Genomic DNA, 23,205 nt, shown 5'->3' on the forward strand with positions numbered 1-23,205 from the left:
GCAATCTCGTCCCCCGCGCAGCTTGACTCCGCAGGGGGCAAATCCTACATGGCGTCTATCCCGATCAACCGGTTTCCGGCGGCGCATTCGTGCGTGCGTCGGTTTTTCGTTTGGAGCGGGTGCCAATGTAGCGACGAGATAGGGCGTCGTTTTCGCGGGTGGCCAGGGGCCGGTTTCGACCGGTTTGGCCAGGAAACGCGGGAAGCCCGGCGCCCTGTGGAGCTTAAAAAGGATCTAGAATGGCACGTATCGCCGGCGTCAACATCCCATCGAACAAGCGCGTCGAAATCGCGCTGACCTATATTCACGGAATCGGCCGCACCACGGCCAAGGACATTGTCGAGAAACTGGGCATCCCCCGGGAAAAGCGCGTCCAGGACCTGTCCGACCAGGAAGTGCTGCACATTCGTGAAGCGATCGACCAGGACCAGACGGTCGAGGGCGATCTTCGTCGCGAAACTGCGATGAACATCAAGCGGCTCATGGACCTCGCCTGCTATCGCGGGCTTCGCCACCGCAAGGGCCTTCCGGTCCGCGGCCAGCGCACGCACACCAATGCGCGCACTCGCAAGGGCAAGGCCAAGCCGATCGCTGGGAAGAAGAAGTAACCGGCGCCCGAGTGGCGTCAGCGACCCTCTTCTCCACCCCAACGTCAGCAGTTTCGAACAGGATTTAGGACCATGGCTCAAGCACCGCAGCGCCTTCGTCGGCGGGAACGCAAGAATATCACGGCCGGCGTCGCCCATGTGAACGCCAGCTTCAACAACACGATGATCACCATCACCGATGCGCAGGGCAATGCGATTGCCTGGTCGAGCGCCGGGATGATGGGCTTCAAGGGCAGCCGCAAGTCGACGCCCTATGCCGCGCAGGTCGCGGCGGAAGACGCGGGCAAGAAAGCCGCCGACCACGGCGTCCGCACGCTCGAGGTCGAGGTCAAGGGACCCGGATCCGGTCGCGAAAGCGCGCTCCGCGCGCTGCAGGCGGTCGGTTTCACGATCACGTCGATCCGCGACGTGACGCCGATCCCGCACAACGGCGTTCGCCCGAGCAAGCGCCGGCGGGTCTAACAGGCCAAGCCGTGCCGGCGGGATTTTTCCCGGCGGCGGTACAAGTTTTGAAAAGGCGGGGGACGCTCCGCCAAGAGGCAGGGATATCAGATGGCCGTCAACGCGAAGAACTGGCAGGAACTGAAGAAGCCCAACGGGCTTGAGAAGAAGCAGGCCGGTGGCGACAGCCGCCGCCGCGCGACCTTCATCGCCGAACCGCTGGAGCGCGGCTTCGGCATGACGCTCGGCAACTCGCTGCGGCGGGTGCTGCTGTCGTCGCTGCAGGGCGCGGCCGTCACCTCGATCAAGATCGAAGGTGCGCTGCACGAATTCAGCTCGCTTCCGGGCGTTCGCGAGGACGTCACCGACATCGTGCTCAACGTGAAGCAGATCGCGCTCAAGATGGAAGGCGAAGGCCCCAAGCGGCTGCAGCTTTCGGCGACCGGCCCGGCCGAAGTCACCGCCGGCATGATCGCCACCTCGGGCGACATGGAGGTCACCAACCCCGACCTCGTCATCTGCCACCTCGACGATGGCGCGACGCTCAACATGGAGCTGACCGCGGACATCGGCAAAGGCTATCAGCCTGCCGCCGCCAACCGCCCGGCCGACGCCCCGATCGGGATCATCCCGGTCGACGCGCTATATTCGCCGGTGCGCCAGGTCGCCTACAAGGTCGAGAATACCCGCGTCGGGCAGGAGCTGGACTATGACAAGCTCACGCTGACCATCGAGACCGACGGCACCGTCACCCCGGAAGACGCGATCGCTTATGCGGCCCGCATCCTCCAGGACCAGCTGCAGCTGTTCGTCCACTTCGACGACAGCCAGGTCCGTTCGGCCCAGCCGGCGATGATCGGGCAGCCGGCGATGGCCGCGGAAGCGTCGCCCGCCGACACCAACCAGCTCAACCGCTACCTGCTCAAGAAGGTCGACGAGCTGGAGCTGTCGGTGCGCAGCGCCAACTGCCTCAAGAACGACAACATCATCTACATCGGCGACCTCGTTCAGAAGACCGAAGCCGAGATGCTGCGCACGCCGAACTTCGGCCGCAAGTCGCTCAACGAGATCAAGGAAGTGCTCGCCTCGATGGGCCTGCGCCTCGGCATGGACATCCCCGGATGGCCGCCGGAAAACATCGAGGAAATGGCCAAGAAGCTTGAGCAGGAACTGCTCGGCTAACCAGCCTATCGGGTTTTGGGCCGCCGCCCCTGTCAAAGTGCGGCCCGGCCGGAGCTACCTCACACGGGCTCCTGACGAACGGAGAATGAGACATGCGCCATCGCGTTGGCCATCGTAAGCTGCAGCGTACTTCCAGCCACCGTGCGGCCCTGTTCCGCAACATGGCGGCCGCGCTGATCAAGCACGAGCAGATCACCACCACCACCGCCAAGGCGAAGGAGCTTCGGCCCTACGTCGAGAAACTGGTGACGCTGGCGAAGAAGGGCGGCCTGTCGAACCGCCGGATCGCGCATTCGCGGATCATGGACGAAGCGCAGGAGCGCAAGCTGTTCGACGTCATCGGCCCGCGCTACGAAGGCCGCAACGGCGGATACACCCGGATCGTCAAGGCCGGCATCCGCATGAGCGATGCGGCGCCGATCGCGATCATCGAATTCGTCGACCGCGACGTGTCCGCCAAGGGCCAGGATTCGGGCCCGGTGATGACCGAGGGAGATTTCCAGGCCGCCTGACCGGGCGGCCGGATTTCCGGCCTTTTCTGTAAATCCGGCGTTTATTCGCGCCGAACCGTTCCTGAACAGCGCCGAACCGCCGCATTCAGGGCGGGTGCACGCACGAGTCCGTAAAACCTTCCCATGCCTCGGTTCGTTTAGCTGACGAATGAGAATGTGAAGGAGAATGGCCATGAAGGCTATCAAGACGATTGCTATCGGTGCGGCAGGCGTTGCCGCCCTTGTCGGCACGGCAGCTCCGGCTTCCGCGCAGATTTTCCCGGGTTACGGCCAGTATGGCTATTCCACCAACGTCATCGGGCAGGTGCTTCAGTCGATCCTGAACCCCTACGGCAACTTCGGCTACAACCGGGTCGCCGCCGCCAACCCGCAGACCGCGGTCAACCAGTGCGCCAATGCCGTGCAACAGCGGCTGAGCTACCAGAACCGCGCGTCGTACAGCCCGTACGGCTACGGCTATAACACCGGCGGTTACGGCAATGCCCAGATCCTCGGCATCACGCGCGTCGAGCAGCGCTCGGCGACGACGCTGCGGGTCCGTGGCTACGCGTCCAGCGGCGCGTCGGCCTATAACGGCTACGGTGCCTATGGGTACGGCGCTTATGGCGCGAACGCCTATGGTTACGCGCAGCCGCGCGCCGACCTGTCGTTCAAGTGCGACATCGATTACCGCGGCTACATCCGCGACATCGACATCAACCGCCGCTAACCTGCAGCGGTTGAAATCAGGGAAGGCGCCGGGACAGCGTTCCGGCGCCTTTTCTTTTGCCTATTGAATGGCTGCCGGCGCGGCCCATTTGGGTTTCATGGTGAAACTTTCCGTCCTCGACCTGGCGCCGATCCCGCAAGGCAGTAATGCCGGCGAAGCGCTGCGCAGCGCCGCCGACCTCGCCGCCACCGCCGAACGGCTGGGCTTCACCCGATACTGGATGGCGGAGCATCATTCGATGCCGGGCATCGCCAGCGCGGCGACGGCGGTGGCGCTGGCCTATGTCGGGTCGCGCACCGCCACGATCCGTATCGGGTCGGGCGGGGTCATGCTGCCCAACCATGCGCCGCTGGTCATCGCCGAACAGTTCGGCACGCTGGAATCGCTGTTTCCCGGCCGCATCGACCTTGGCCTTGGCCGGGCGCCGGGCACCGACCAGGCCGCCGCTTATGCGATGCGCCGGAGCATGACGACCGACGAGAACCAGTTTCCCAACGATGTCGTCGAACTGATGCGCTATTTCACCGGGGAGAACGGCCGGGTCCGCGCCATCCCGGGCGAGGGGCTGGACATCCCGATCTACATCCTCGGGTCCAGCCTGTTCGGCGCGCAGCTCGCCGCCGCGCTCGGCCTGCCGTACGCCTTCGCCTCGCACTTCGCGCCGCAGATGATGATGCAGGCGATCGACGTTTATCGCCAGCGGTTCCAGCCATCGAAGCAACTGGCCGAGCCTTATGTGATGCTGGGCTTCAACGCCTTCGTCGCCGATTCGGCGGAAGAGGCGGAGTTGCTGTCGACGTCGATCCAGCAAGCGTTCGTCGCGCTGCGCACCGGCCAGCCGGTACAGCTGCCGCCGCCGCAGGCGGGCTTTGCCGACGGACTGCCGATGCAGGCCCGGGCGATCCTCGACAGCGTATTGTCCTGTTCCGCGATCGGCACGCCGGAGATGGCGCGCGACGCCGTCGACGCCTTCGTGCAGCGTACGGGGGCGGACGAGCTGATCGTCACGTCGCAGATCTTCGATCCGGCGAAGCGGCTGCGGTCCTACGAACTGCTGGCCGGGGCGGTGCTCGGGCGCGCCGATTGAGGCCCACGCTTTACACGTCGGCCCAAATGGCTATCCGCCTCGCATGACGGTCCAGCCCGCAGACACCATCCTTATCGTCGACTTCGGCAGCCAGGTCACCCAGCTGATCGCGCGCCGCGTGCGCGAAGCCGGCGTGTACAGCGAAATCGCGCCGTTCACCCAGGCCGAGGAGGCGTTCGAGCGGCTGAAGCCCCGCGGCATCATCTTTTCCGGGTCGCCCGCCGGCGTGCCCGAAGAAGGCAGCCCGCGCGCGCCGGCCAAGCTGTACGACAGCGGCCTGCCGATCCTTGGCATCTGCTATGGCCAGCAGGTGATGAGCCACCAGCTCGGCGGGCGCGTCGAGCCGGGCAAGGACGGCGAATGGGACGGCGAGTTCGGCCGCGCCTTCATCACCATCACCGAGGAATGCGCGCTGTTCGAGGGCCTGTGGCAGGTCGGCGAACGGCACCAGGTGTGGATGAGCCACGGCGACAAGGTCACCGAGTTTGCGCCCGGTTTCCGCATCGTCGCGGTGTCGGACGGCGCGCCGTTCGCGGTCATCGCCAACGAGGAGCGCAAATATTACGGCACCCAGTTCCATCCGGAAGTGGTGCACACGCCTGACGGCGGCAAGCTGCTGGCCAATTTCGTCACCCGCGTCTGCGGTTGCGCCGGCGACTGGACCATGGCCGCCTATCGCGAGCAGAAGATCGCCGACATCCGCCAGCAGGTCGGGGACGGCAAAGTCATCTGCGGCTTGTCCGGCGGCGTCGATTCATCGGTCGCGGCGATCCTGATCCACGAGGCGATCGGCGAGCAGCTGACCTGCGTGTTCGTCGACCACGGCCTGTTGCGGCTGAACGAGCGCGCGCAGGTCGAGACCATGTTCCGCGACCATTACAATATCCCGCTGGTGGTGGTCGACGCGGAGGAGCGCTTCCTCGGCGGCCTCGCCGGCGAGGCCGATCCCGAAAAGAAGCGCAAGTTCATCGGCAAGACCTTCATCGACGTGTTCGAGGAAGAAGCGAAACGGATCGGCGGGGCGGATTTCCTGGCCCAGGGCACGCTGTACCCCGACGTGATCGAGAGCGTCAGCTTCACCGGCGGGCCGAGCGTGACGATCAAGAGCCACCACAATGTCGGCGGCCTGCCCGAGCGGATGAACATGCAACTGGTCGAGCCGCTGCGCGAACTGTTCAAGGACGAGGTGCGCGACCTTGGCCGTGAGCTTGGCCTGCCCGACATTTTCGTTGGCCGGCATCCCTTCCCCGGACCGGGCCTGGCGATCCGCATCCCGGGCGAAGTGACCAAGGACAAGTGCGACATCCTGCGCAAGGCGGACGCCGTCTATCTCGAGGAAATCCGCAACGCCGGGCTGTATGACGCCATCTGGCAGGCGTTCGCGGTGCTGTTGCCGGTGCGCACGGTCGGGGTGATGGGCGATTATCGCACGTACGATTACGTCTGCGGCCTGCGCGCGGTGACCAGCGTCGATGGCATGACCGCCGACGTCTATCCGTTCGACAGCGCCTTCCTCAGCCGCGTGGCGACGCGCATCGTCAACGAAGTGCAGGGGATCAACCGGGTGGTCTACGACTATACGTCGAAACCCCCCGGCACGATCGAATGGGAGTGACGCGACAGGCTGTCTGAGGCGACAGCGTTCATCGCTACCCGACCATTATTCCGGGGCGACTTCGGTCCGGCTTTTGATCCACTGTTCGACCTCGGTGCTGCCGCCGATGCGTTCGCCGTCGACGAACAGCTGCGGGGTCGTGGACACGCCATGTTCCTCCTTGAACGCGTCGGTCTGCTCGCGGCTTTCAAGGATATTGTCCTCGAATTCGATGCCTTCGCTGTCCAGCATCTCTTTCGAGCGGACGCCGTAAGGGCAGGTGTGGTCGGGCAAGATCATGCGGTAGAGGACGACGGACTGGGCCACGAAAATATCTCCTTGTTCTTGAAGGATAGAGCGCGGCGCCGTGGCGTGGGTTCCACGCCTTTCGGTTTTTCGCGGTTAACCGCTAAATTCGCGTTTACCGTCATATTGACGCGGCGCGCGGCTTGGGCTGTTCCCCGGCCCATGACGATGTTTCGCAATCTTGCCGCCGCCGCCGTGACCGCGGCCCTGCTCGCCGGCTGTTCGACCGGTCCCCGCCCGGTAGCCCAGGCGCCGCAAGTGCCCGCCGCCGCGCAGGAGCTGCCGTACCGCTGGACCCACGGCAACGCGCCCAAGGCGTATAAGGACGCGGCCGCGGCCTTTGGCCCGCTGACGCTCAAGCCCGGCGAATATCGCTGGGCGGCGGACGCGCCCAAGACCGGCGAGGCGAAGGTCGTGGTCGACCTGCTGCAGCAGCGTTTCTACGTCTATCGCGCGGACCGGCTGGTCGGCGTGTCGACCATTTCCAGCGGCAAGAAGGGCAAGGAAACCCCGCTTGGGCTGTGGAAGGTGTTCCGCAAGCAGGTGAAGGGCTTCAGCCGCAAATATGACAATGCGCCGATGCCCTACATGCAGATGTACGACGAAAAGGGCATCGCCTTTCACGCCGGCAAGATCCCGGGATATCCGGCCAGCCACGGCTGCGTCCGCTTGCCGCTCGAATTCGCCAAGAACGTGTTCGGCGTGACCAAGGTCGGCACGGAAGTCATCATCGAGGGCTGACGCCGGCCCGCCCATCAGGGTAGGGTGCGGGCATGGCGACCCGCTACGAACTCGAAGAGCTGGCCAGCGGCCACGACTTCCTCGGCAAGTCGCACGACCGCAATGCGCGGCGCACCCGCTGGGTCGTCGCGCTGACCGCGGTGATGATGGTCGCGGAAATCGCCGCCGGCTGGGCGACGGGATCGATGGCCCTGCTGGCCGACGGCTTCCACATGGCGACCCACGCCGGCGCCCTGTCCATCGCGGCCGGCGCTTACTGGTACGCCAAGCGGCACAGCGGTAATCCGCGCTTCACCTTCGGCACCGGCAAGGTCGGCGACCTCGCCGGGTTCGGCTCGGCGGTGATCCTGGGCATTTTCGCTATCGGCATCGCGGTCGAATCGGTGATGCGCCTGCTCGACCCGGTGGCGGTCGATTTCATCGACGCGATCGTCGTCGCCGTCGTCGGCCTGCTGGTCAATATCGTCAGCGCGCTGATGCTTGGGCAGGGTCATGACCATGGCCACGACCATGCGCACGGCCACGGTCATCACCACGACCACGATCATGACCAGAACCTGCGCGCCGCCTACCTGCACGTGCTGGCCGACGCACTGACCTCGGTCGCGGCCATTGCCGCCCTCGTGTCCGGGCGCTTCCTCGGCTGGCTGTGGCTCGACCCGGCGGTGGCGATCGTCGCGTCGCTGGTCATCGCCCGCTGGTCGCTGACGCTGATGCGGCAGACCGCGGCGGTGCTGCTCGACACCGCCGACCGGGACCTGCTCGACCGGATCAAGGCGGCGGTCGAGCTGGACGGCGACGCGACCGTCACCGACCTGCACGTGTGGCGCGTCGGGCCCGGCGCCCATGCGGCGATCATATCCGCCTGCGGCGACGCGACGGCAGAGCAGCTGCGGGCGCGCGTGCTCGGCATCCGCCGCTTCGCCCACCTGACGGTGGAAAAGGCCGCCGACGACCGGCGCCCGCGTTGAAAAGCGCGCTGGCGGTGCGCGCACCAGCCGCTAAGGTCGCGCCCGCAGGAAATGGGGAGGGTGCCTGATGTCCGACGATCCGTACGCGCCGCAGCCGGTCGCACGCTGGTACATGGCCGCGGCAATCGCCTCGCTGCTGTTCATGCTGCTGGGCTGCGCCAATTACCTGATGATCGTGACCGCCGACCCGGCGTCGCTGCCGCTTGACCAGCGCACGGCGATCGAGGCGCAGCCGCTGTGGGCCATCGCCGCGTCCGCGATCGCGGTGTGGGTGGGTCTGGCCGGCGCCCTGTTGCTGCTGCTCCGGCGCAAGTTGGCGCAGCCGTTGCTGCTGGCGTCGCTGGTCGCGACGGTCGTCAGCTTCATCCCGCTGTTCGCGGTGCCCGCGGTGGCCAATGCCATCACCGCCAACGACATCGCGGTGGCCATCGTCGTCACCATCATCGTCTGGACGATTTTCTGGTTCGCGCGCCATTCGGCGCAGCGCGGCTGGCTGCGCTAGGGCCGGCCGCACCCATGTGGCTGGTCTCCCGAACGGATGCGACGCCACGCGCGAACCTGAAATACCTGCGTGCGCTGGGCCGCGGCCTGGCCGGCGCCATCCTCTTCAGCCTCCCGCTCCTGATGACGATGGAGATGTGGATGCTGGGCTTTTACCTGCCGCCCGGAATGCTGTTCCAGTTCCTGCTGCTGAACCTGGCGATGCTGGTCGGCATGTCGCGCGTGTCGGGCTTTGAAGCGACCGGCGGCTGGGGGGACGACGTGATGGACGCCTTTTCTGCTTACGCCGTCGCCTTCATCTGGTCGGCGGTGATCCTGTGGCTGCTCGGCATCGTCAAGGTCGGCATGCCGGCGTCCGAACTGGTCGGCAAAATCGCCATCGAATCGGTGCCGGCAAGCTTTGGCGCGATGCTTGGCAGCAAGCAGCTTGGCCGCACGTCGAGCGAGGGCGACGAAAAGGTCCGCAAAACCTATTCGGGCCAGATTTTCCTGATGGCCGCGGGCGCACTGTTTTTCGCGTTCAACGTCGCCCCGACCGAAGAAATGATCCTCATTTCCTTTCGGATGACGCCGTGGCTGTCGATCCTGCTGATGCTGGCCTCCCTGCTGTTGCTCCATACCTTGGTCTACACGATCGGACTGAAAGGATCGGAGCGGCCCGACGGCCCGTTGAACTTCTGGAGCGTCTTCTTCCGGTTCAGCGTCGTCGGTTATGCGGTCGCCGCAATCGTCTGCCTGTACCTGCTGTGGACCTTCGGCCGCGTGCAGGACACCGGGATGGCGCATGTCGTGGGGATGGTGGCGGTCGTCGCTTTCCCCGGGGCCATCGGTGCGGCAATCGCGCGGCTGATCATTTAAGAGGGCGCGATGGCACGCAAGACCAGCAGCAAGCCCCGCACCAGGGCCAAGCCGGGCGGCAACCGCAACGACGTCACGTCGGCGATACCCGTGCTCGAATGGGTGGCCGCCGGGCTCGGGTTGATCCTGATCCTCGGCACGTTCGCCTTTCTTGCCATTGAAGGTTTGCGCGGCGAGACGTCGCCGCCGCTGCTGTCGGTCCGGCCGGTTAGCGCCGAGCGCAGCAGCGATGCGCATCTGATCGAGATCGAGGTTGAAAATACGTCGGACCGTACGGCTGCGGCGGTCACTATCGAAGCCGCGCTGAAGTCGGGCGAGCGAGATATCGAAACCAGCAGCGCGACATTCGACTACGTGCCTGGAAAATCGACGCGCAAGGGCGGGATGCTATTCATCCGCGACCCGCGCCATTACCGGCTGGAGTTGCGGGTCACCGGTTACCAGAACCCCTAAGACTGGCGGCGAGCCGCTCCCCCCGCTAGAGCATCGCGCCATGTCCAAGGTCACGATCGATACCGACACCAGCCGGGCGACCCCGTCGCCGGTGCCGGGCAAGCGCACCACCGTCCCGTCGATCCGCGCCCGCAAGGTCGACGGCACGACCGAACAGCCGATCGTCATGCTCACCGCCTACACCATGCGGATGGCGCAACTGCTCGACCCGCATTGCGACATGTTGCTGGTCGGCGATAGCCTTGGCCAGGTGATCTACGGCCTGCCGTCGACCATCCCCGTCACGCTCGACATGATGTGCGCGCACGGCGCCGCGGTGGTGCGCGGCAGCTGGCACGCGCTGGTCGGCGTCGACATGCCGTTCGGCAGCTACGAAGCTTCGCCCGAGGACGCGTTCGAAAACGCCGCCCATATTCTCAAGGAAACCGGCTGCGCGGCTGTCAAGCTGGAAGGCGGGGAAGCGATGGCGCCGACCATCGAATTCCTTTCCAACCGCGGTATTCCGGTGATTGGCCACGTCGGGCTGACGCCGCAGGCGGTCAACGTGCTTGGCGGTTACGGCGTCCGCGGCCGCAAGGACGAGGAAGTGTACAAGATCCTCGCCGATGCCCGCGCCGTGGTCGATGCCGGCGCCTTCTGCCTGGTCGTCGAAGGCGTGCTGGAGGACATTGCGACGCGGGTCGCCAAGGGGGTTGGCGTGCCGGTCATCGGCATCGGCGCCTCGGCCCGGTGCGACGGGCAGGTGCTGGTCACCGAAGACATGCTCGGCCTGTTCGAACGCACGCCGCGATTCGTGAAGCGCTACGCCGACCTTGCCAGCGAAATCGGCGCGGCGGCGGAGCGCTATGCCGGCGAAGTGCGCGACCGCAGCTTCCCGTCCGCCGACGAAACCTATCGTCCGAAGACGTAGGCGACCGGTCCGTCGACCCCGGCCTGCCGTTGGTCGGAAAGGGGTCGGGGGCGGTTGTGGCGACACGGGCCGGGGCGTAATCGATACGCATCATTCCGGGGGGAAACATGCTCGAAATCGCAAATCTTTCGCACACTTATCCGAACGGCACGGTGGCGCTCGATGACGTCACCCTGTCGATCCCGCGGGGCATGTACGGCCTGCTGGGCCCCAACGGGGCGGGCAAGTCGACGCTGATGCGGACGATTGCGACGCTGCAGGAGCCGACCGCCGGAACGATCACGTTCGGCGCCATCGACGTCATCGCTGAACCGGAAAAGCTGCGCCGGACGCTGGGCTATCTGCCGCAGGATTTCGGCGTCTATCCGCGCGTGTCGGCCTATTCGATGCTGGACCAGGTCGCGGTGCTCAAGGGCATTACCGGCAAGTCGGAACGCAAGTCGGTGGTCGAAACCCTGCTCAACCAGGTCAACCTGTGGGCGGTGCGCGACAAGAATATCGCCGGTTTTTCCGGCGGCATGCGGCAGCGGTTCGGCATTGCCCAGGCGCTGATCGGCAACCCCGAACTGATCATCGTCGACGAGCCCACCGCGGGCCTCGACCCCGAAGAACGCAACCGCTTCCTCAATCTGCTCGTGGCGATCGGCGACAATGTCGTCGTCATCCTGTCGACCCACATCGTCGACGATGTTGCCGACCTGTGCCCGCGCATGGCGGTACTCGCCAACGGCCGGGTGCAGATCGAAGGCAGCCCTGGAGAACTGATCGCGTCGACCCGCGGCAAGGTGTGGAAGAAGGTCATCGACCATGGCGAGCTGGAAAGCTTCCAGCAGAGCCACGAGGTGATTTCGACCCGGCTGTTCGCCGGCAACACCATCATCCACGTGATGTCGGACACGCAGCCGGCGGGGTTCGAACCGGTCGAAGGCGGGCTTGAGGACGTTTATTTCTCGACCCTGTCCACGCTCCGCCGCGCGGCCTGAGCGGAGCAAGCGCCATGCTGTTGGGCATCACCCGCTTCGAAATCCGCTACCAGCTGAAGAACCCGGTCTTCTGGGTCGCGGTAGCCCTGTTCTTCCTCATCGGGTTCGGCATCAGCGCCAGCGAGAACCTGTCGCTCGGCTCGCCCGGCGCAGTGCATGAAAATGCGCCCTACACGATCGCCATCACGACCACGGTGCTGACAATATTCTATCTGTTCGTGGTCACCGCTTTTGTCGCCAACGCCATCGTCCGCGACGATACCAGTGGGTTCGCGCCCATCGTCCGCGCGACGTCGGTGACCAAGACGCAGATCGTCATCGGCCGCTTCCTGGGCGGCGTGACCGTCGCGTGGCTCGGCTATCTCGCGGTGCCGCTGGGCATCGCGGTGGGATCGATGATGCCGTGGGTCGACCCGGAAACGGTGGGGCCGCAGAAGCTGTCCTATTACACCTGGAATTTCCTGGTCTTCGCGATCCCCAACATCTTCCTGACCAGCGCGATCCTGTTCGCGCTGGCGACGACCCTGCGGTCGATGATGGCGTCCTACATCGGCGCGGTGCTGCTGGTGATGGGCTATCTCGTGACCACCAGCCTGGTCGGGCAGAAGATCGAATATCGCGAGGCGTTCGCGCGCTGGGAGCCGCTGGGCAATGGCGCGCTGCGCGAAGCGACCCGCTATTGGACGCAGGCGGAAATGAACAGCCGGCTGGTCGATCTCGGCGGCATCCTGCTGTTCAACCGGATCTACGCGATCGTCCTTGGCCTGCTGTTCCTGGCGTTAACCGTCTGGCGCTTCTCGATGGCCGAACGCGCGCCATCGAAGCGCAAGCTGCGCCGGCTGGAAAAGCGCGAGGCGCGCACCGCCCGGCTGTCGCAAGTGCCGCCGGCGCTGGGCGGCGGGACGGTCATCGCGCGCGACCAGGAATCGTCCCGCTGGACGCAGCTGATGACCCGCATGCGGGTCGAGATCCGGCAGGTGCTGACCAGCCCCGGCCTGATCGTCCTGATGCTGTTCGGGATCGGCAATACGGCCGCGGCCCTGTGGCTCGGCAAGTCGAGCTACGGAACCAGCGACTATCCGACGCTGTCGGCGACGATCAGCACGGTGCGCAGCGGCATGGGCGCGATCCTGGTCATGGTCGCGGTCTTCTATGGCGGCGAGCTGGTGTGGCGCGAGCGCGAGCGCAAGCTCAACGAGATCCTCGATTCGACGCCGGTCCCGGCTTGGGTGATGACGGTGCCGAAGATCGCCGCCATCTTCGTCGTCCTGCTTGCGATCAACGTCGCCGGCATGGTCACCGGCCTGTTCTACCAGGCGGTGATGGGCGCCCGTTCGCTGGGGCTGGGCGATTATGTCGCCTGGTTCATCATTCCGGCGGCGATCGACGGGCTGCTGATCGCGGTGCTTGCCGTCTTCGCGCAAGTGCTCAGCCCCAACAAATATGTCGGCTGGGCGATCATGTTCATCTGGTTCGTCGGGACGATCTTCCTGTCCAACATGGGCTATTCCAACCCGCTTTATAATTACGGCACCACGCCGGCGGTCCCGCTTAGCGATTTCAACGGTGCGGCGGGGTTCTGGAAGGGCGCGGCGGTGATGCAGTTGTACTGGGCGCTGTTTGCCCTGATCCTGACCATTGTCGCGCATCTGCTGTGGCCGCGCGGCACCGACCTGTCGCTGCGCGTCCGGGCGCGGCGCATGCGGCGCAACATTGCCGGCGTGCCGGCGCTGTTGCTGGCCGGAGCGGCCGCCGCGATGATGGCGACGGGGGCCTATGCCTATTACAACATCAAGGTTCTCAACCGGTATCAGACCAGCGACGAGGCGGAGAAATTCGCCGCCGATTACGAGCGCAAATATCTGAAGTACGAGAAGATGCCGCAGCCGACGGTGACGGACGTGAAGCTGGCCGTCGACCTGTATCCCGGCGAGCGCAGGATGGTCGTCGACGGTCTGTACCGGCTGACCAACCGGACCGGCGCGCCGCTGCGCGACGTGCATGTCCGCAAGCTGGTGCCCGACGTCGAATTCACGTCGCTCGAGCTGGCCGGCGCGCGGCTGGTCTCCGACGACGACGAGTTCGGGTATCGCATCTATCGCTTCGACACGCCGCTGGCGCCGGGGGCGACGACCGAACTGAAGTTCCGCTCGCAGCTTTGGAACCGCGGCTTCAAGGCCACCTCGCCGGACACCGCGATCGTCGAGAACGGCACCTTCATCAACAATGCCGCCTTCGCCCCGGTAATCGGGATGAGCCAGCAGAACCTGCTTAGCGACCGCACCCAGCGCCGCCGCCAGGGGCTTCCGGCGGAACTGCGCCCTGCCAAGCTCGAGGACATGTCGGCGACCGGGCGCAACTATGTCGGCGCCGACTGGGTCAATTCCGACATCACGGTGACGACCGATGCCGGCCAGACGCCGATCGCCCCGGGCAACCGCGTGTCGGATACGGTAAAGGGCAAGCGGCGCACCGCGCGGTTCGTCAGCCCGGCGCCGATCCTCAACTTCTTCTCGATCCAGTCGGCCGACTACAAGGTCGCGCGCGAGGTCCATAACGGCATCGAACTGTCGGTTTTCTACATCGCGGGCCACGACTGGAACGTGCCCAAGATGCTGCGCGCGATGGGCGCGGCGCTCGATTATTACCGGGCGAACTTCGGGCCGTACCAGTTCGATTATGCGCGGATCATCGAGTTTCCGGGCTATGCCAGCTTCGCCCAGGCCTTTGCCGGGACGATGCCCTATTCGGAAACCATCGGCTTCAACGCCAACACCAACGACCCCGAGAAGATCGACTTCACCACCTATGTCGTCGCGCACGAGATCGCGCACCAATATTGGGCGCACCAGGTGATCGGCGCGAACATGCAGGGCGGTACGGTAACCAGCGAGACGCTGGCGCAATATTCGGCGCTGATGGTGATGAAGCGCCTCTACGGACCCGACAAGATCCGCCGCTTCCTCAAATATGAGCTCGACCTCTATCTTGCCGGCCGCAAGGGCGAGGCGGTCGAGGAACTGCCGCTCTACCGGGTCGAGAACCAGGGCTATGTCCATTATCGCAAGGGCGCGGTGGCCATGTACCTGCTGCAGGAACGGCTGGGCGAAGCGGCGGTCAATCGCGCGCTGGCGCGGTTCAATGCCCGCTTCCGCTTCAAGGGCGCGCCCTATCTGCGGTCGACCGACCTGATCGCCGAATTCCGCAAGGAGGCGCGGACTCCCGAACAGCAGCAGCTGATCACCGACCTGTTCGAGAAGATCACCTTGTTCGACTTCAAGGTGCAGGACGCGACAACGCGCAAGACGGGCAACGTGTGGACGACCACGCTGACCGTCGCGGCGGATAAATATTATGCCGACGGCAAGGGCGACGAGCGCAAGGCCAGGCTGGCCGAACCGGTCGAGATCGGGCTGTTCACCAAGCGGCCGGGACTGGGCGAATTTTCCCGCTCGGACGTCATCGCCATGGCGCGCGAACCGGTCCGCAGCGGGACCCAGAAGATCGTCGTCACGTCGGCGAGGAAGCCGGAGTTTGCAGGGATCGACCCGTACAATTTCTACATCGACCGCAACGGCGACGATAACGTGAAGGACGTCACGGCCAACTAAGCGCCCTTTGCCTTTCGCGCCACAATCGCTAGACGGAGCGCCGCCAGCTTCCGTTCATCCGCCGTGGGGGATGGGGCGGCCTTCGTTGACCTTTCTCGCCGCAAGTTGAGGGAACCCTTGGCTCTCACCCCCGATACCCCGAATGACGCCTTCCTCCGCGAGGTCGACGACAACCTTCGTCGCGACCAGATGGAGCTGTTCGCCAAGCGCTACGCCAAGTGGCTGATCGCGGCGGTCGTCGTCTTCCTGATCGCCGCCGGCGCTTACCTGTTCTGGCAGAACCAGCAGCAGAAGAAGGCGTCGCAGCAGTCCGAAGAGCTGATGGCCATTTATGACCAGATCGGCAGCGGGCAGGGCGAGCAGGCGCGCAAGCGGCTGGAGCCGCTGAAGACGGTCGGCAACGATATGGTCCGCACGCTGGCGCGGCTGGCCGACGCGGCGGTCGCTCTGGACAGCGCCGACCGCAACGCGGCGCTGGCCAACTATCGCGCGGTCGCCGACGACAAGGGCGCACCCGACGCCTATCGCAACCTTGCGCTGGTCCGGTCCACGGCGATCGAGTTCGACCAGCTGCAGCCCGCGCAAGTGGTTTCGCGGCTGGCGCCGCTGACCAAGCCCGGCAATCCTTGGTTCGCAAGCGCCGGCGAATTGACCGCCATGGCCTATCTCAAGCAGGGCCAGACCGAGCGCGCCGGCCGCCTGTTCGCGTCCATCGCCAGCGACAAGGCCGCCCCGTTGACCGCGCGCAGCCGCGCCGTGCAGATCGCCGGCACGCTGGGCGTCGATGCCAGCGCCGCACTTCCCGACCTTGCCGCCCAAGCCACCGCCGTCCAGGCGCAGCAGGCCGCGCCGCCGCAACCGGCCGCGCCCGCGCCGCAGACCGCACCAGCAGGAACCCAGCAATGACGCCCAAGCATTTCAAACTCGCAGCGCTCGTCGCGGCGGCCATGGCCGCCAGCGGTTGCGGCCTGTTCAAGAAGGGCGGACCGACGACGCCCGTGGTCGGCGAACGGATTTCGGTCCTGGCCGGCGAAACCGACGTCCAGGTCGACCCTGCAACCGCAGCGCTGCCGATGGCGCTGCCGGCGCCGGTCGCCAACGCCGACTGGGCCCAGTCCGGCGGCAATGCCGCCAAGTCGATGGGCCATGTCGCATTGACCGGGTCGCTCAACCAGCTGTGGTCGGCGTCGATCGGCCAGGGCACGTCGCTGTCGGCCCGGCTTGCCGCGGCACCGATCGTTGCGGACGGCAAGGTCTTTACCATCGACACCATGTCCACTGTCCGCGCCTTCGACGCGGCGACCGGCGGCGAAGTGTGGCAGTCCCGCTTCGGCGTCGAGCGCGGCAACGAGGCGTCGCTGTTCGGCGGCGGGCTCGCCTTCACCGGCGGGCGGGTTTACGCGACCAACGGCCTTGGCTTCGTCACCGCGCTCGACGCGGGCAACGGCGGCCAGGTGTGGCAGGTGCGTCCGGGCGGCCCGCTGCGCGGGGCGCCGACCATCGCCGGCGACGCGCTTTACGTGATGAGCCAGGACAACCAGATCTTCTCGCTCAAGCTCAGCGACGGGTCGACCACCTGGAACGCCGCCGCGGCGCTGGAAATTGCCGGCGTGTTCGGGGTTGCGTCCCCGGCCTATGCGCAGGGCACTGTCGTCGCCGGATTCTCCTCAGGCGAGCTCAACGCCTATCGTTACGAAAACGCGCGGCTCGTGTGGCAGGACGCGCTGGCCCGGACCAGCATCCGCACCAGCGTGTCGTCGCTGTCCGACATCGACGCCGACCCGGTGATCGACAACGGGCAGGTCATCGCCATCGGCCAGGGCGGTCGGATGGTCGCGCTCGAACTGATCACCGGCCAGCGCATCTGGGAACTCAACCTGGCCGGCATTTCGACGCCGTGGGTGGCGGGCGACTGGGTGTTCGTCGTCACCGACGATGCGAAGCTGATGGCCATTGCCCGGGCCAGCGGCAAGGTGCGCTGGATCAGCCAGTTGCAGCAGTATCGCAAGCCCAAGTCGAAGAGCGGGCCGATCAGCTATGTCGGGCCGGTTCTGGCGGGCGGACGGCTGATCGTCGCCAACAACCAGGGCGCGATCGTCTTTGCCGACCCGACCACCGGCGCGGTGCAGGGCCAGACGTCGATCAAGACCGGCATCAGCCTGCCGCCGGTGGTGGCTAACGACATGATGTATGTCCTCGACGACAACGGGCGCCTGCACGCGTTCAAATAGGACCGATCGCGCGGCCGTCCTCGCCATGACGGCCGCCATCGTCTAGGCGCGGGCCATGCCCCTTCCCACCGTCGCCATCGTCGGCCGTCCCAACGTGGGCAAGTCGACCCTGTTCAACCGCCTTGTCGGCAAGAAGCTGGCGCTGGTGGACGACCGGCCGGGCGTGACCCGCGACCGGCGCGAGGGCGACGCGCACCTGCTTGGCCTTGAGTTCCGGGTCATCGACACCGCGGGCTATGAGGACGAGGATCCGCAATCGCTGCCGGGCCGGATGCGCAAGCAGACCGAGGCGGCGGTCGCCGAGGCCGACGTCGCCCTGTTCCTGATCGACGCGCGCGAAGGCGTCAGCCCGCTGGACGCCGAAATCGCCCGCTGGCTGCGGTCGTCGAAGACCCCCATCGTGCTGGTCGCCAACAAGGCCGAATCGCGCGCGTCCCAGCCCGGCGTGCTCGATGCCTATCGGCTCGGCCTGGGCGATCCGGTGGCGATGAGCGCCGAACATGGCGAGGGCGTCGCCGACCTGTTCGAATCGCTGCGCCCGCATGTCGAACGCGAGGAATTGGACGAGCCGGAGGAAGAAGAAGGGGAAGAGGGCGGCCCGCTGAAGATCGCCATCGTCGGCCGGCCCAACGCGGGCAAGTCGACCCTGGTCAACCGGATGCTGGGCGAAGAACGGATGATCACCGGTCCCGAAGCCGGCATCACCCGCGATTCCATTGCGCTGGACTGGGAATGGCAGGGCCGCAAGGTGCGGCTGGTCGACACCGCCGGCATGCGCAAGCGCGCCAAGGTCACCGACAAGCTGGAATGGCTGTCCACCGCCGACGCCAAGAAATCGATCGACCTGGCGGAGGTCGTCGTCCTGCTGCTCGACGCCACCCGCGGGCTGGAGGTGCAGGATCTACGCATCGCGTCGAGCGTGATCGACGAAGGCCGGGCGCTGATCATCGCCATCAACAAATGGGACGTGGCCGACAACGCCTCGTCGCTGTTCAACGGTATCAAGGCGGCGCTCGAGGAAGGGCTGGCCCAGATCAAGGGCATCCCGGTGCTGACCGTGTCGGCCAAGACCGGCAAGGGCATCGACCAGTTGCTGAGCGCCGCCTTCGAGCTGCGCGAACAATGGTCGCGGCGCGTGTCGACCGGCGCACTCAACCGCTGGTTCGAGGCTGCGGTCGACGCCAATCCGCCGCCAGCGCCGGGCGGCAAGCGGATCAAGCTGCGCTATATCACGCAGGTGAAGACCCGGCCGCCGACCTTTGTCGTGTTCGGCACCCGCACCACCGAGCTTCCCGAAAGCTATCGCCGCTACCTGGTCAATTCGATGCGGCGCGACCTTGGCCTTGGCCCGGTGCCGGTGCGCTTCACCTTGCGGTCGCCCAAGAACCCGTTCGACCGATAAGAAGACGTTTACCCTTTGGCGGCTAGCACGGCTGGCAGTGGGGCCATTGCCGGACATGTCCCGGTGCCGAGGAGATACGGGTGAACGACGACCAGGATATCGTCGACTGGGTGCATTTCGAACGGAGCCGATCGGAGCTGGGCGTCGGCTTCATCAAGATCCTCAGCTATTTCCGCGAAGACGGCACCAAGTCGGTAGGCACGATCGAACAGGCGATGCGCGACCAGAATACGGCCGCGCTGGTAATCCCCGCGCATACGTTGAAGGGCGAGGCCCGCCAGCTTGGCGCGGAGCCGCTGGCCGAAGTGGCCGAGCTGATCGAATCGACCGCCCGTTTCTGCATCGAAAGCCGCCGCTTTCCGGACGAGCTGGTGCCGCAGGTGGTCGAGCTTCGGCAGCTGTTCAACCAGACGGTCGAATTGTTCGACAAGGCGACCAACCCGTTGCTGTCACGGGCGCGCAGCGCGCCGGGCGGGTTCGGGCGCAAGGTCGCGAACCAGGATTTCGGCCGCATCTAGGCGCGCTTCAGCATCGGTTGCGGCCGCAGCCGCGACAGGCTGCGCCAGGCCCATTCCAGCGGCCCGTAGGTGAAGCGGTCGAGCCATGGTTTCGACCATAGCAGCATCAGCAGCCACACCAGCGGAACGAGCAGCCAGCATTCCGCCCGCGACAGTTGCCCGTACAGGCCCAGCCCCGACCCGTTGAAGACCAGCATCGCGACGATGCTGGTGCCCAGATAATTGGTGAAAGCGGCACGGCCGACGGCGGCCAGCCGGTCGATCAGCCAGCCGCCCTTGCGCACGGCGAGGACAAGCGCAGCGGCATAGGCCAGCGCCATCACCGGATGGGCGGGCATCGACCAGGTTTCCAGCGCGTTGACGGTCAGCGGCAGGCGGAAGCCGTCGGCCCACACCCAGGCGGCGAGCACGGCGCTGAAGGCGGCTCCGAGCGCGATTCCGACGATGGCGATCCGCCGGTAGGCGGCGGCCGGCCATTGGCCGTTCAGGAAGCCCGACCGATAGGCGGCCATGCCGATCAGCATCAGCGCGAAGGTTTCCATGAACAGTGCGCGGACGATGTCGAGCGGGTTCCATAGCCGCTCCCCGATCATTGTCGCGACATAGGCCGGCCAGCTGGAATGGACGGCAAGGTCACGCGCGATGGACGCCGCCGACGGCCCGTAATAGCCGATCGCGTCCGGGTCCCCCGAGGCAAGCGCCACGGCGATGCGCGCGGCGAAGGCCGACGCCTGGCTAGCAGCATTGGCGAAGGCAAGGATGTAGGCGACGACAGCAAAGGCGGCGAGCGCGGCGACGTTGAACCGGCGGAAGAGGAAAACGACGCTGCCGACCACCGCATAGGTGGTGAGGATGTCGCCGAACCAGATGAAATAGAAATGGGCGAGGCCGAACAGCAGGAGCACGGCCATGCGCCGGTAATGCACGCCGGTCGCCGACTGGCCGGACGCGTCTGCGCGGTCGGCGACCAGCAGCATCGACGCCCCGAACAGGATCGAGAAGAGCGAGCGCATCTTGCCGTCGACGAGGATGAAATTGGCCAGCCACATCAGCCGGTCGGCAAGCCCGTCGAAACCGTAGACGGGCGGATTGAAATAGGCCGCCTCGACCATCGCGAAGGCGACGACGTTGACCGAAAAGATGCCCATCACCGCAACCCCGCGGATGACGTCGAGCGTGATGATGCGGTTGGACATGATTACTTGCGAGCGAGGCTGATCAATTGCTCGATCCGGTTTTCGACCGGGCTCGACTGAACGACGGAACTGTTGGTCGCGCCAAAGGGGACGATGCGGTCGATCACAGCCTCCATCTCGATGACATCGTGGACATGAGCCCGGGCAACGAAACAATCCTCGCCGGACACCCGGTCGCATGAGACGATCTGCGGGGTGCTGCGAATGGCTTCGATCATATTTTGCATCTGTCCGGGCAAGGGGCGGGCGCGGATGAGCAATGCCAAGCCATAACCGAGGCAGGCGGGATCGATGTCCGCGTGATACCCCCTGATAACCCCGACATCCTCCAGCCGGCGAACGCGATCGGCTACGCTCGGCGTCGACAAGCCGACCCGGCGCGACAATTCAGCCCTTGGCAGGCGGGCGTCCTTGCTCAGTTCCCGCAATATCGCCGCATCGATGCGGTCCAAGGAGAACTTCCCGAATCGATGGTCCTTCGAAGCTTCCGCCTGCTGTTCAGAAACTAATAGCGGTTTCGACATATTCATTCTCCATATCGATCCGCAGGCTTGACCCATATTCTGAAGGAATGGAACGCCAGCAACGCGATTCAGGCCCGGTCAGCGCGAGAACCGGACACTTGTCACGGCTGTCGGATGCCGTCCCGCCGCATGCGTGGTTCGGAGTCTCCGCTATCTTCCATTATCTGGGCCCGGCCTTCGCCGTGCTCCTGTTTCCGGTCGTCGGCGTGCTTGGCGTGGCCTGGTTCCGGATCGCCTCCGCAGCACTGATATTCGCGCCGACGACCAAGCCGTGGCGCGTATTCATCGCGTCCTCGCCGGACGAAAGGCGTCTGCTGGTGGCGTTGGGGGCCTGTCTGGCGGCCATGAATTGCGCCTTCTACCTCGCCCTGGACAGGCTGCCGATCGCGCTGGTGGCCGCAATCGAATTTGTCGGCACGATCGGCATTGCACTGTGGGGATTGCGAACCGCGAGAAATTACCTCGCACTGGCCATCGCGATGGGCGGAGTTGCCCTGCTGATCGATGTGCCTGGCCTGATCTCCACCGGCGGCAAGGCGACTGACGACCTGGTCGGCCTGTTCTGGGCAGGCCTGAACGGCGGACTTTTCGTTCTCTACGTCGTGCTCGGCCACCGGATATCGCAGAAAGGCGCTTCCGGCGGGGTCGAGCGTCTCGGAGCAGCGATGACCGTCGCGTTCCTGTTCGTCATGCCAATCGGCTTCATGCAGGCACTGGACGCTTTCGATACGCCCATGCTCGTACTGGCCGGCATCGCCGTCGGAATATGCTCTTCGGTCATCCCCTATGTCTGCGACCAGCTGGCGATGGCGCGGCTGCCGCGAACCGCCTTTGCCTTGTTGCTCGCCTTGCTACCGGCGACAGCGACCATAATCGGAGTTCTCGTCCTGCGACAGATTCCCGGAGTCGCCGACATGGCAGGTATCGTTCTGGTGATGGCTGGCGTCGCTATCCACCGGCCAGCACCCGGTTCCCCGGCGCCCGACGAGGTCGGTTGAGCGGACGGCTCCGCCGTCAACCGGGCGAGGCGCCGCGTTCGGCGCAGTTCTTTCAGCCCTCGATGCTCTCGCTTTGCAGCTGGACGTAATTCTGCAGGCCCATGCGCGCGATCATCTCGACCTGGGTCTCGATCTTTTCGACATGCCCTTCCTCGTCACGCAGCACTTCGGCGAACAGGTCGCGGCTGACGTAGTCGCGGACGCTTTCGCAATAGGCGACCCCTTCCTTGTACATGGCGACGGCTTCAAGCTCGGCTTCGAGGTCGGCCTTCAGCACCTCTTCGACATTCTCGCCGATGCGCAGGCGCCCGAGGGCCTGGAAGTTGGGCAGGCCTTCGAGGAACAGGATGCGCTCCGCGAACTTGTCCGCGTGCTTCATCTCGTCGATCGATTCGGCGCGCTCGAAGGCGGCCAGCTTCGTCACGCCCCAATTGTCGAGCAGCCGGTAATGCAGCCAATATTGGTTGATCGCGGTCAGCTCGGCCTTGAGCGCCTCGTTGAGCATTTCGATGACCTTGGGGTCGCCTTGCATTCTTCTCTCCCGTGACCCCAGCCCTACCGCAGGCGGGCCGGACAGAAAAGACGAACCGGCGCAAATCCGCCGGATGAGGGGATCAGCTCAGGCGACGATGCGCAGCTTGGGGGCGGGGCGCCTGGAGCGCTCCTCGGCCATCAGCCGGTCGGCATAGCACAGGCAGCTGCCGCACTGCGGCTCATGCCCCAAGGCGGCATAGGCCTCCTCGGGCGTACGAGCGCCGGCGCGGGCGAGGTCGCGGACCTCCCGTTCAGTGATGGCATTGCAGACGCACAGGATCATGCGACTCACATAGTGCTATTGCGATACATTCGCAACAACTATCGCAACGAGA

At 65.6% G+C, this 23,205-nt stretch carries 25 protein-coding genes; 20 read left to right on the top strand and 5 right to left on the bottom strand.

The window, feature by feature from the left end; genetic code table 11:
- Positions 1-239: 239 nt before the first annotated feature.
- The 7 genes from rpsM (at position 240) to guaA (ending at position 6,154) form a co-directional block, all read left to right on the top strand.
- Positions 240-608 (top strand): 30S ribosomal protein S13, encoded by a 369-nt coding sequence (rpsM, locus tag H8M03_RS10860; RefSeq protein WP_187479449.1) that lies wholly within the window; start codon positions 240-242, stop codon positions 606-608.
- Positions 609-680: 72 nt separating this feature from the next.
- Complete coding sequence (rpsK, locus tag H8M03_RS10865; RefSeq protein ID WP_187479450.1) at positions 681-1,070, top strand: 30S ribosomal protein S11; 390 nt, start codon at positions 681-683, stop codon at positions 1,068-1,070.
- 90 nt (positions 1,071-1,160) lie between these two features.
- A complete protein-coding gene (locus tag H8M03_RS10870) occupies positions 1,161-2,231 on the top strand; it encodes a DNA-directed RNA polymerase subunit alpha (protein WP_187479451.1) in 1,071 nt (356 codons plus the stop codon).
- Positions 2,232-2,323: 92 nt separating this feature from the next.
- Entirely contained in the window at positions 2,324-2,743 is a 420-nt protein-coding gene (gene rplQ, locus H8M03_RS10875; protein ID WP_187479452.1) for a 50S ribosomal protein L17, read from the top strand.
- A gap of 172 nt (positions 2,744-2,915) precedes the next feature.
- Entirely contained in the window at positions 2,916-3,452 is a 537-nt protein-coding gene (locus H8M03_RS10880; RefSeq protein WP_187479453.1) for a hypothetical protein, read from the top strand.
- A 97-nt stretch (positions 3,453-3,549) separates the two neighbouring features.
- On the top strand, positions 3,550-4,539 hold the full coding sequence (locus H8M03_RS10885) for an LLM class flavin-dependent oxidoreductase (protein ID WP_187479454.1): 990 nt from the start codon (positions 3,550-3,552) through the stop codon (positions 4,537-4,539).
- Positions 4,540-4,582: 43 nt separating this feature from the next.
- Positions 4,583-6,154, top strand: a complete 1,572-nt coding sequence (guaA, locus tag H8M03_RS10890) for a glutamine-hydrolyzing GMP synthase (protein ID WP_187479455.1) — start codon at positions 4,583-4,585, stop codon at positions 6,152-6,154.
- A 45-nt stretch (positions 6,155-6,199) separates the two neighbouring features.
- On the opposite strand, the gene H8M03_RS10895 is transcribed toward guaA, so the two are convergent.
- Complete coding sequence (locus tag H8M03_RS10895) at positions 6,200-6,460, bottom strand: glutaredoxin family protein (protein ID WP_246448866.1); 261 nt, start codon at positions 6,458-6,460, stop codon at positions 6,200-6,202.
- 141 nt (positions 6,461-6,601) lie between these two features.
- Between H8M03_RS10895 and H8M03_RS10900 the strand changes: the two genes are divergently transcribed.
- From H8M03_RS10900 to H8M03_RS10955, 12 genes are all read left to right on the top strand, one after another.
- Positions 6,602-7,180, top strand: a complete 579-nt coding sequence (locus H8M03_RS10900; RefSeq protein WP_187479456.1) for a L,D-transpeptidase family protein — start codon at positions 6,602-6,604, stop codon at positions 7,178-7,180.
- Between the two features lie 32 nt (positions 7,181-7,212).
- Positions 7,213-8,151, top strand: coding sequence for a CDF family Co(II)/Ni(II) efflux transporter DmeF (gene dmeF / locus H8M03_RS10905; protein WP_187479457.1), 939 nt, complete (start codon positions 7,213-7,215; stop codon positions 8,149-8,151).
- 67 nt (positions 8,152-8,218) lie between these two features.
- A complete protein-coding gene (locus tag H8M03_RS10910; RefSeq protein WP_187479458.1) occupies positions 8,219-8,653 on the top strand; it encodes a hypothetical protein in 435 nt (144 codons plus the stop codon).
- Positions 8,654-8,667: 14 nt separating this feature from the next.
- Entirely contained in the window at positions 8,668-9,510 is an 843-nt protein-coding gene (locus tag H8M03_RS10915; protein ID WP_187479459.1) for a TIGR02587 family membrane protein, read from the top strand.
- Positions 9,511-9,519: 9 nt separating this feature from the next.
- Positions 9,520-9,963 carry a TIGR02588 family protein gene (locus tag H8M03_RS10920; protein WP_187479460.1) on the top strand — a complete coding sequence of 148 codons (444 nt, stop codon included), beginning with the start codon at positions 9,520-9,522 and terminating at the stop codon, positions 9,961-9,963.
- Positions 9,964-10,003: 40 nt separating this feature from the next.
- A complete protein-coding gene (gene panB / locus H8M03_RS10925; RefSeq protein ID WP_187479461.1) occupies positions 10,004-10,873 on the top strand; it encodes a 3-methyl-2-oxobutanoate hydroxymethyltransferase in 870 nt (289 codons plus the stop codon).
- 107 nt (positions 10,874-10,980) lie between these two features.
- Positions 10,981-11,856 (top strand): ABC transporter ATP-binding protein, encoded by an 876-nt coding sequence (locus H8M03_RS10930; protein ID WP_187479462.1) that lies wholly within the window; start codon positions 10,981-10,983, stop codon positions 11,854-11,856.
- Positions 11,857-11,870: 14 nt separating this feature from the next.
- Positions 11,871-15,467: an ABC transporter permease/M1 family aminopeptidase gene (locus tag H8M03_RS10935; RefSeq protein WP_187479463.1), complete on the top strand. Its 3,597-nt coding sequence runs from the start codon at positions 11,871-11,873 to the stop codon at positions 15,465-15,467.
- Between the two features lie 117 nt (positions 15,468-15,584).
- Entirely contained in the window at positions 15,585-16,373 is a 789-nt protein-coding gene (locus tag H8M03_RS10940) for a tetratricopeptide repeat protein (protein WP_187479464.1), read from the top strand.
- Complete coding sequence (locus tag H8M03_RS10945; protein WP_187479465.1) at positions 16,370-17,698, top strand: outer membrane protein assembly factor BamB family protein; 1,329 nt, start codon at positions 16,370-16,372, stop codon at positions 17,696-17,698. The genes H8M03_RS10940 and H8M03_RS10945 overlap by 4 nt, the downstream gene beginning before the upstream one ends.
- A gap of 55 nt (positions 17,699-17,753) precedes the next feature.
- Positions 17,754-19,100: a ribosome biogenesis GTPase Der gene (gene der / locus H8M03_RS10950; RefSeq protein WP_187479466.1), complete on the top strand. Its 1,347-nt coding sequence runs from the start codon at positions 17,754-17,756 to the stop codon at positions 19,098-19,100.
- A gap of 80 nt (positions 19,101-19,180) precedes the next feature.
- Complete coding sequence (locus tag H8M03_RS10955) at positions 19,181-19,618, top strand: Hpt domain-containing protein (RefSeq protein WP_246448868.1); 438 nt, start codon at positions 19,181-19,183, stop codon at positions 19,616-19,618.
- Here the strand turns inward: H8M03_RS10955 and H8M03_RS10960 are convergent.
- On the bottom strand, positions 19,615-20,814 hold the full coding sequence (locus tag H8M03_RS10960) for a DUF418 domain-containing protein (RefSeq protein ID WP_187479467.1): 1,200 nt from the start codon (positions 20,812-20,814) through the stop codon (positions 19,615-19,617). The two genes, H8M03_RS10955 and H8M03_RS10960, sit on opposite strands and share 4 nt — an antisense overlap.
- Positions 20,815-20,816: 2 nt before the next feature.
- Positions 20,817-21,374, bottom strand: a complete 558-nt coding sequence (locus H8M03_RS10965; RefSeq protein WP_222931876.1) for an Lrp/AsnC family transcriptional regulator — start codon at positions 21,372-21,374, stop codon at positions 20,817-20,819.
- An 11-nt stretch (positions 21,375-21,385) separates the two neighbouring features.
- On the opposite strand from H8M03_RS10965, the gene H8M03_RS10970 reads away from it, so the two are divergent.
- Entirely contained in the window at positions 21,386-22,336 is a 951-nt protein-coding gene (locus tag H8M03_RS10970) for an EamA family transporter (protein ID WP_187479468.1), read from the top strand.
- A 52-nt stretch (positions 22,337-22,388) separates the two neighbouring features.
- Here the strand turns inward: H8M03_RS10970 and bfr are convergent, their stop codons facing one another.
- Both bfr and H8M03_RS10980 read right to left on the bottom strand, forming a co-directional pair.
- Positions 22,389-22,868 (bottom strand): bacterioferritin, encoded by a 480-nt coding sequence (gene bfr / locus H8M03_RS10975; protein WP_187479469.1) that lies wholly within the window; start codon positions 22,866-22,868, stop codon positions 22,389-22,391.
- Positions 22,869-22,955: 87 nt separating this feature from the next.
- Positions 22,956-23,153 carry a (2Fe-2S)-binding protein gene (locus H8M03_RS10980; RefSeq protein ID WP_187479470.1) on the bottom strand — a complete coding sequence of 66 codons (198 nt, stop codon included), beginning with the start codon at positions 23,151-23,153 and terminating at the stop codon, positions 22,956-22,958.
- Positions 23,154-23,205 lie beyond the last annotated feature (52 nt).

This window comes from Sphingomonas sabuli (assembly GCF_014352855.1).
Classification (GTDB): domain Bacteria; phylum Pseudomonadota; class Alphaproteobacteria; order Sphingomonadales; family Sphingomonadaceae; genus Sphingomicrobium; species Sphingomicrobium sabuli.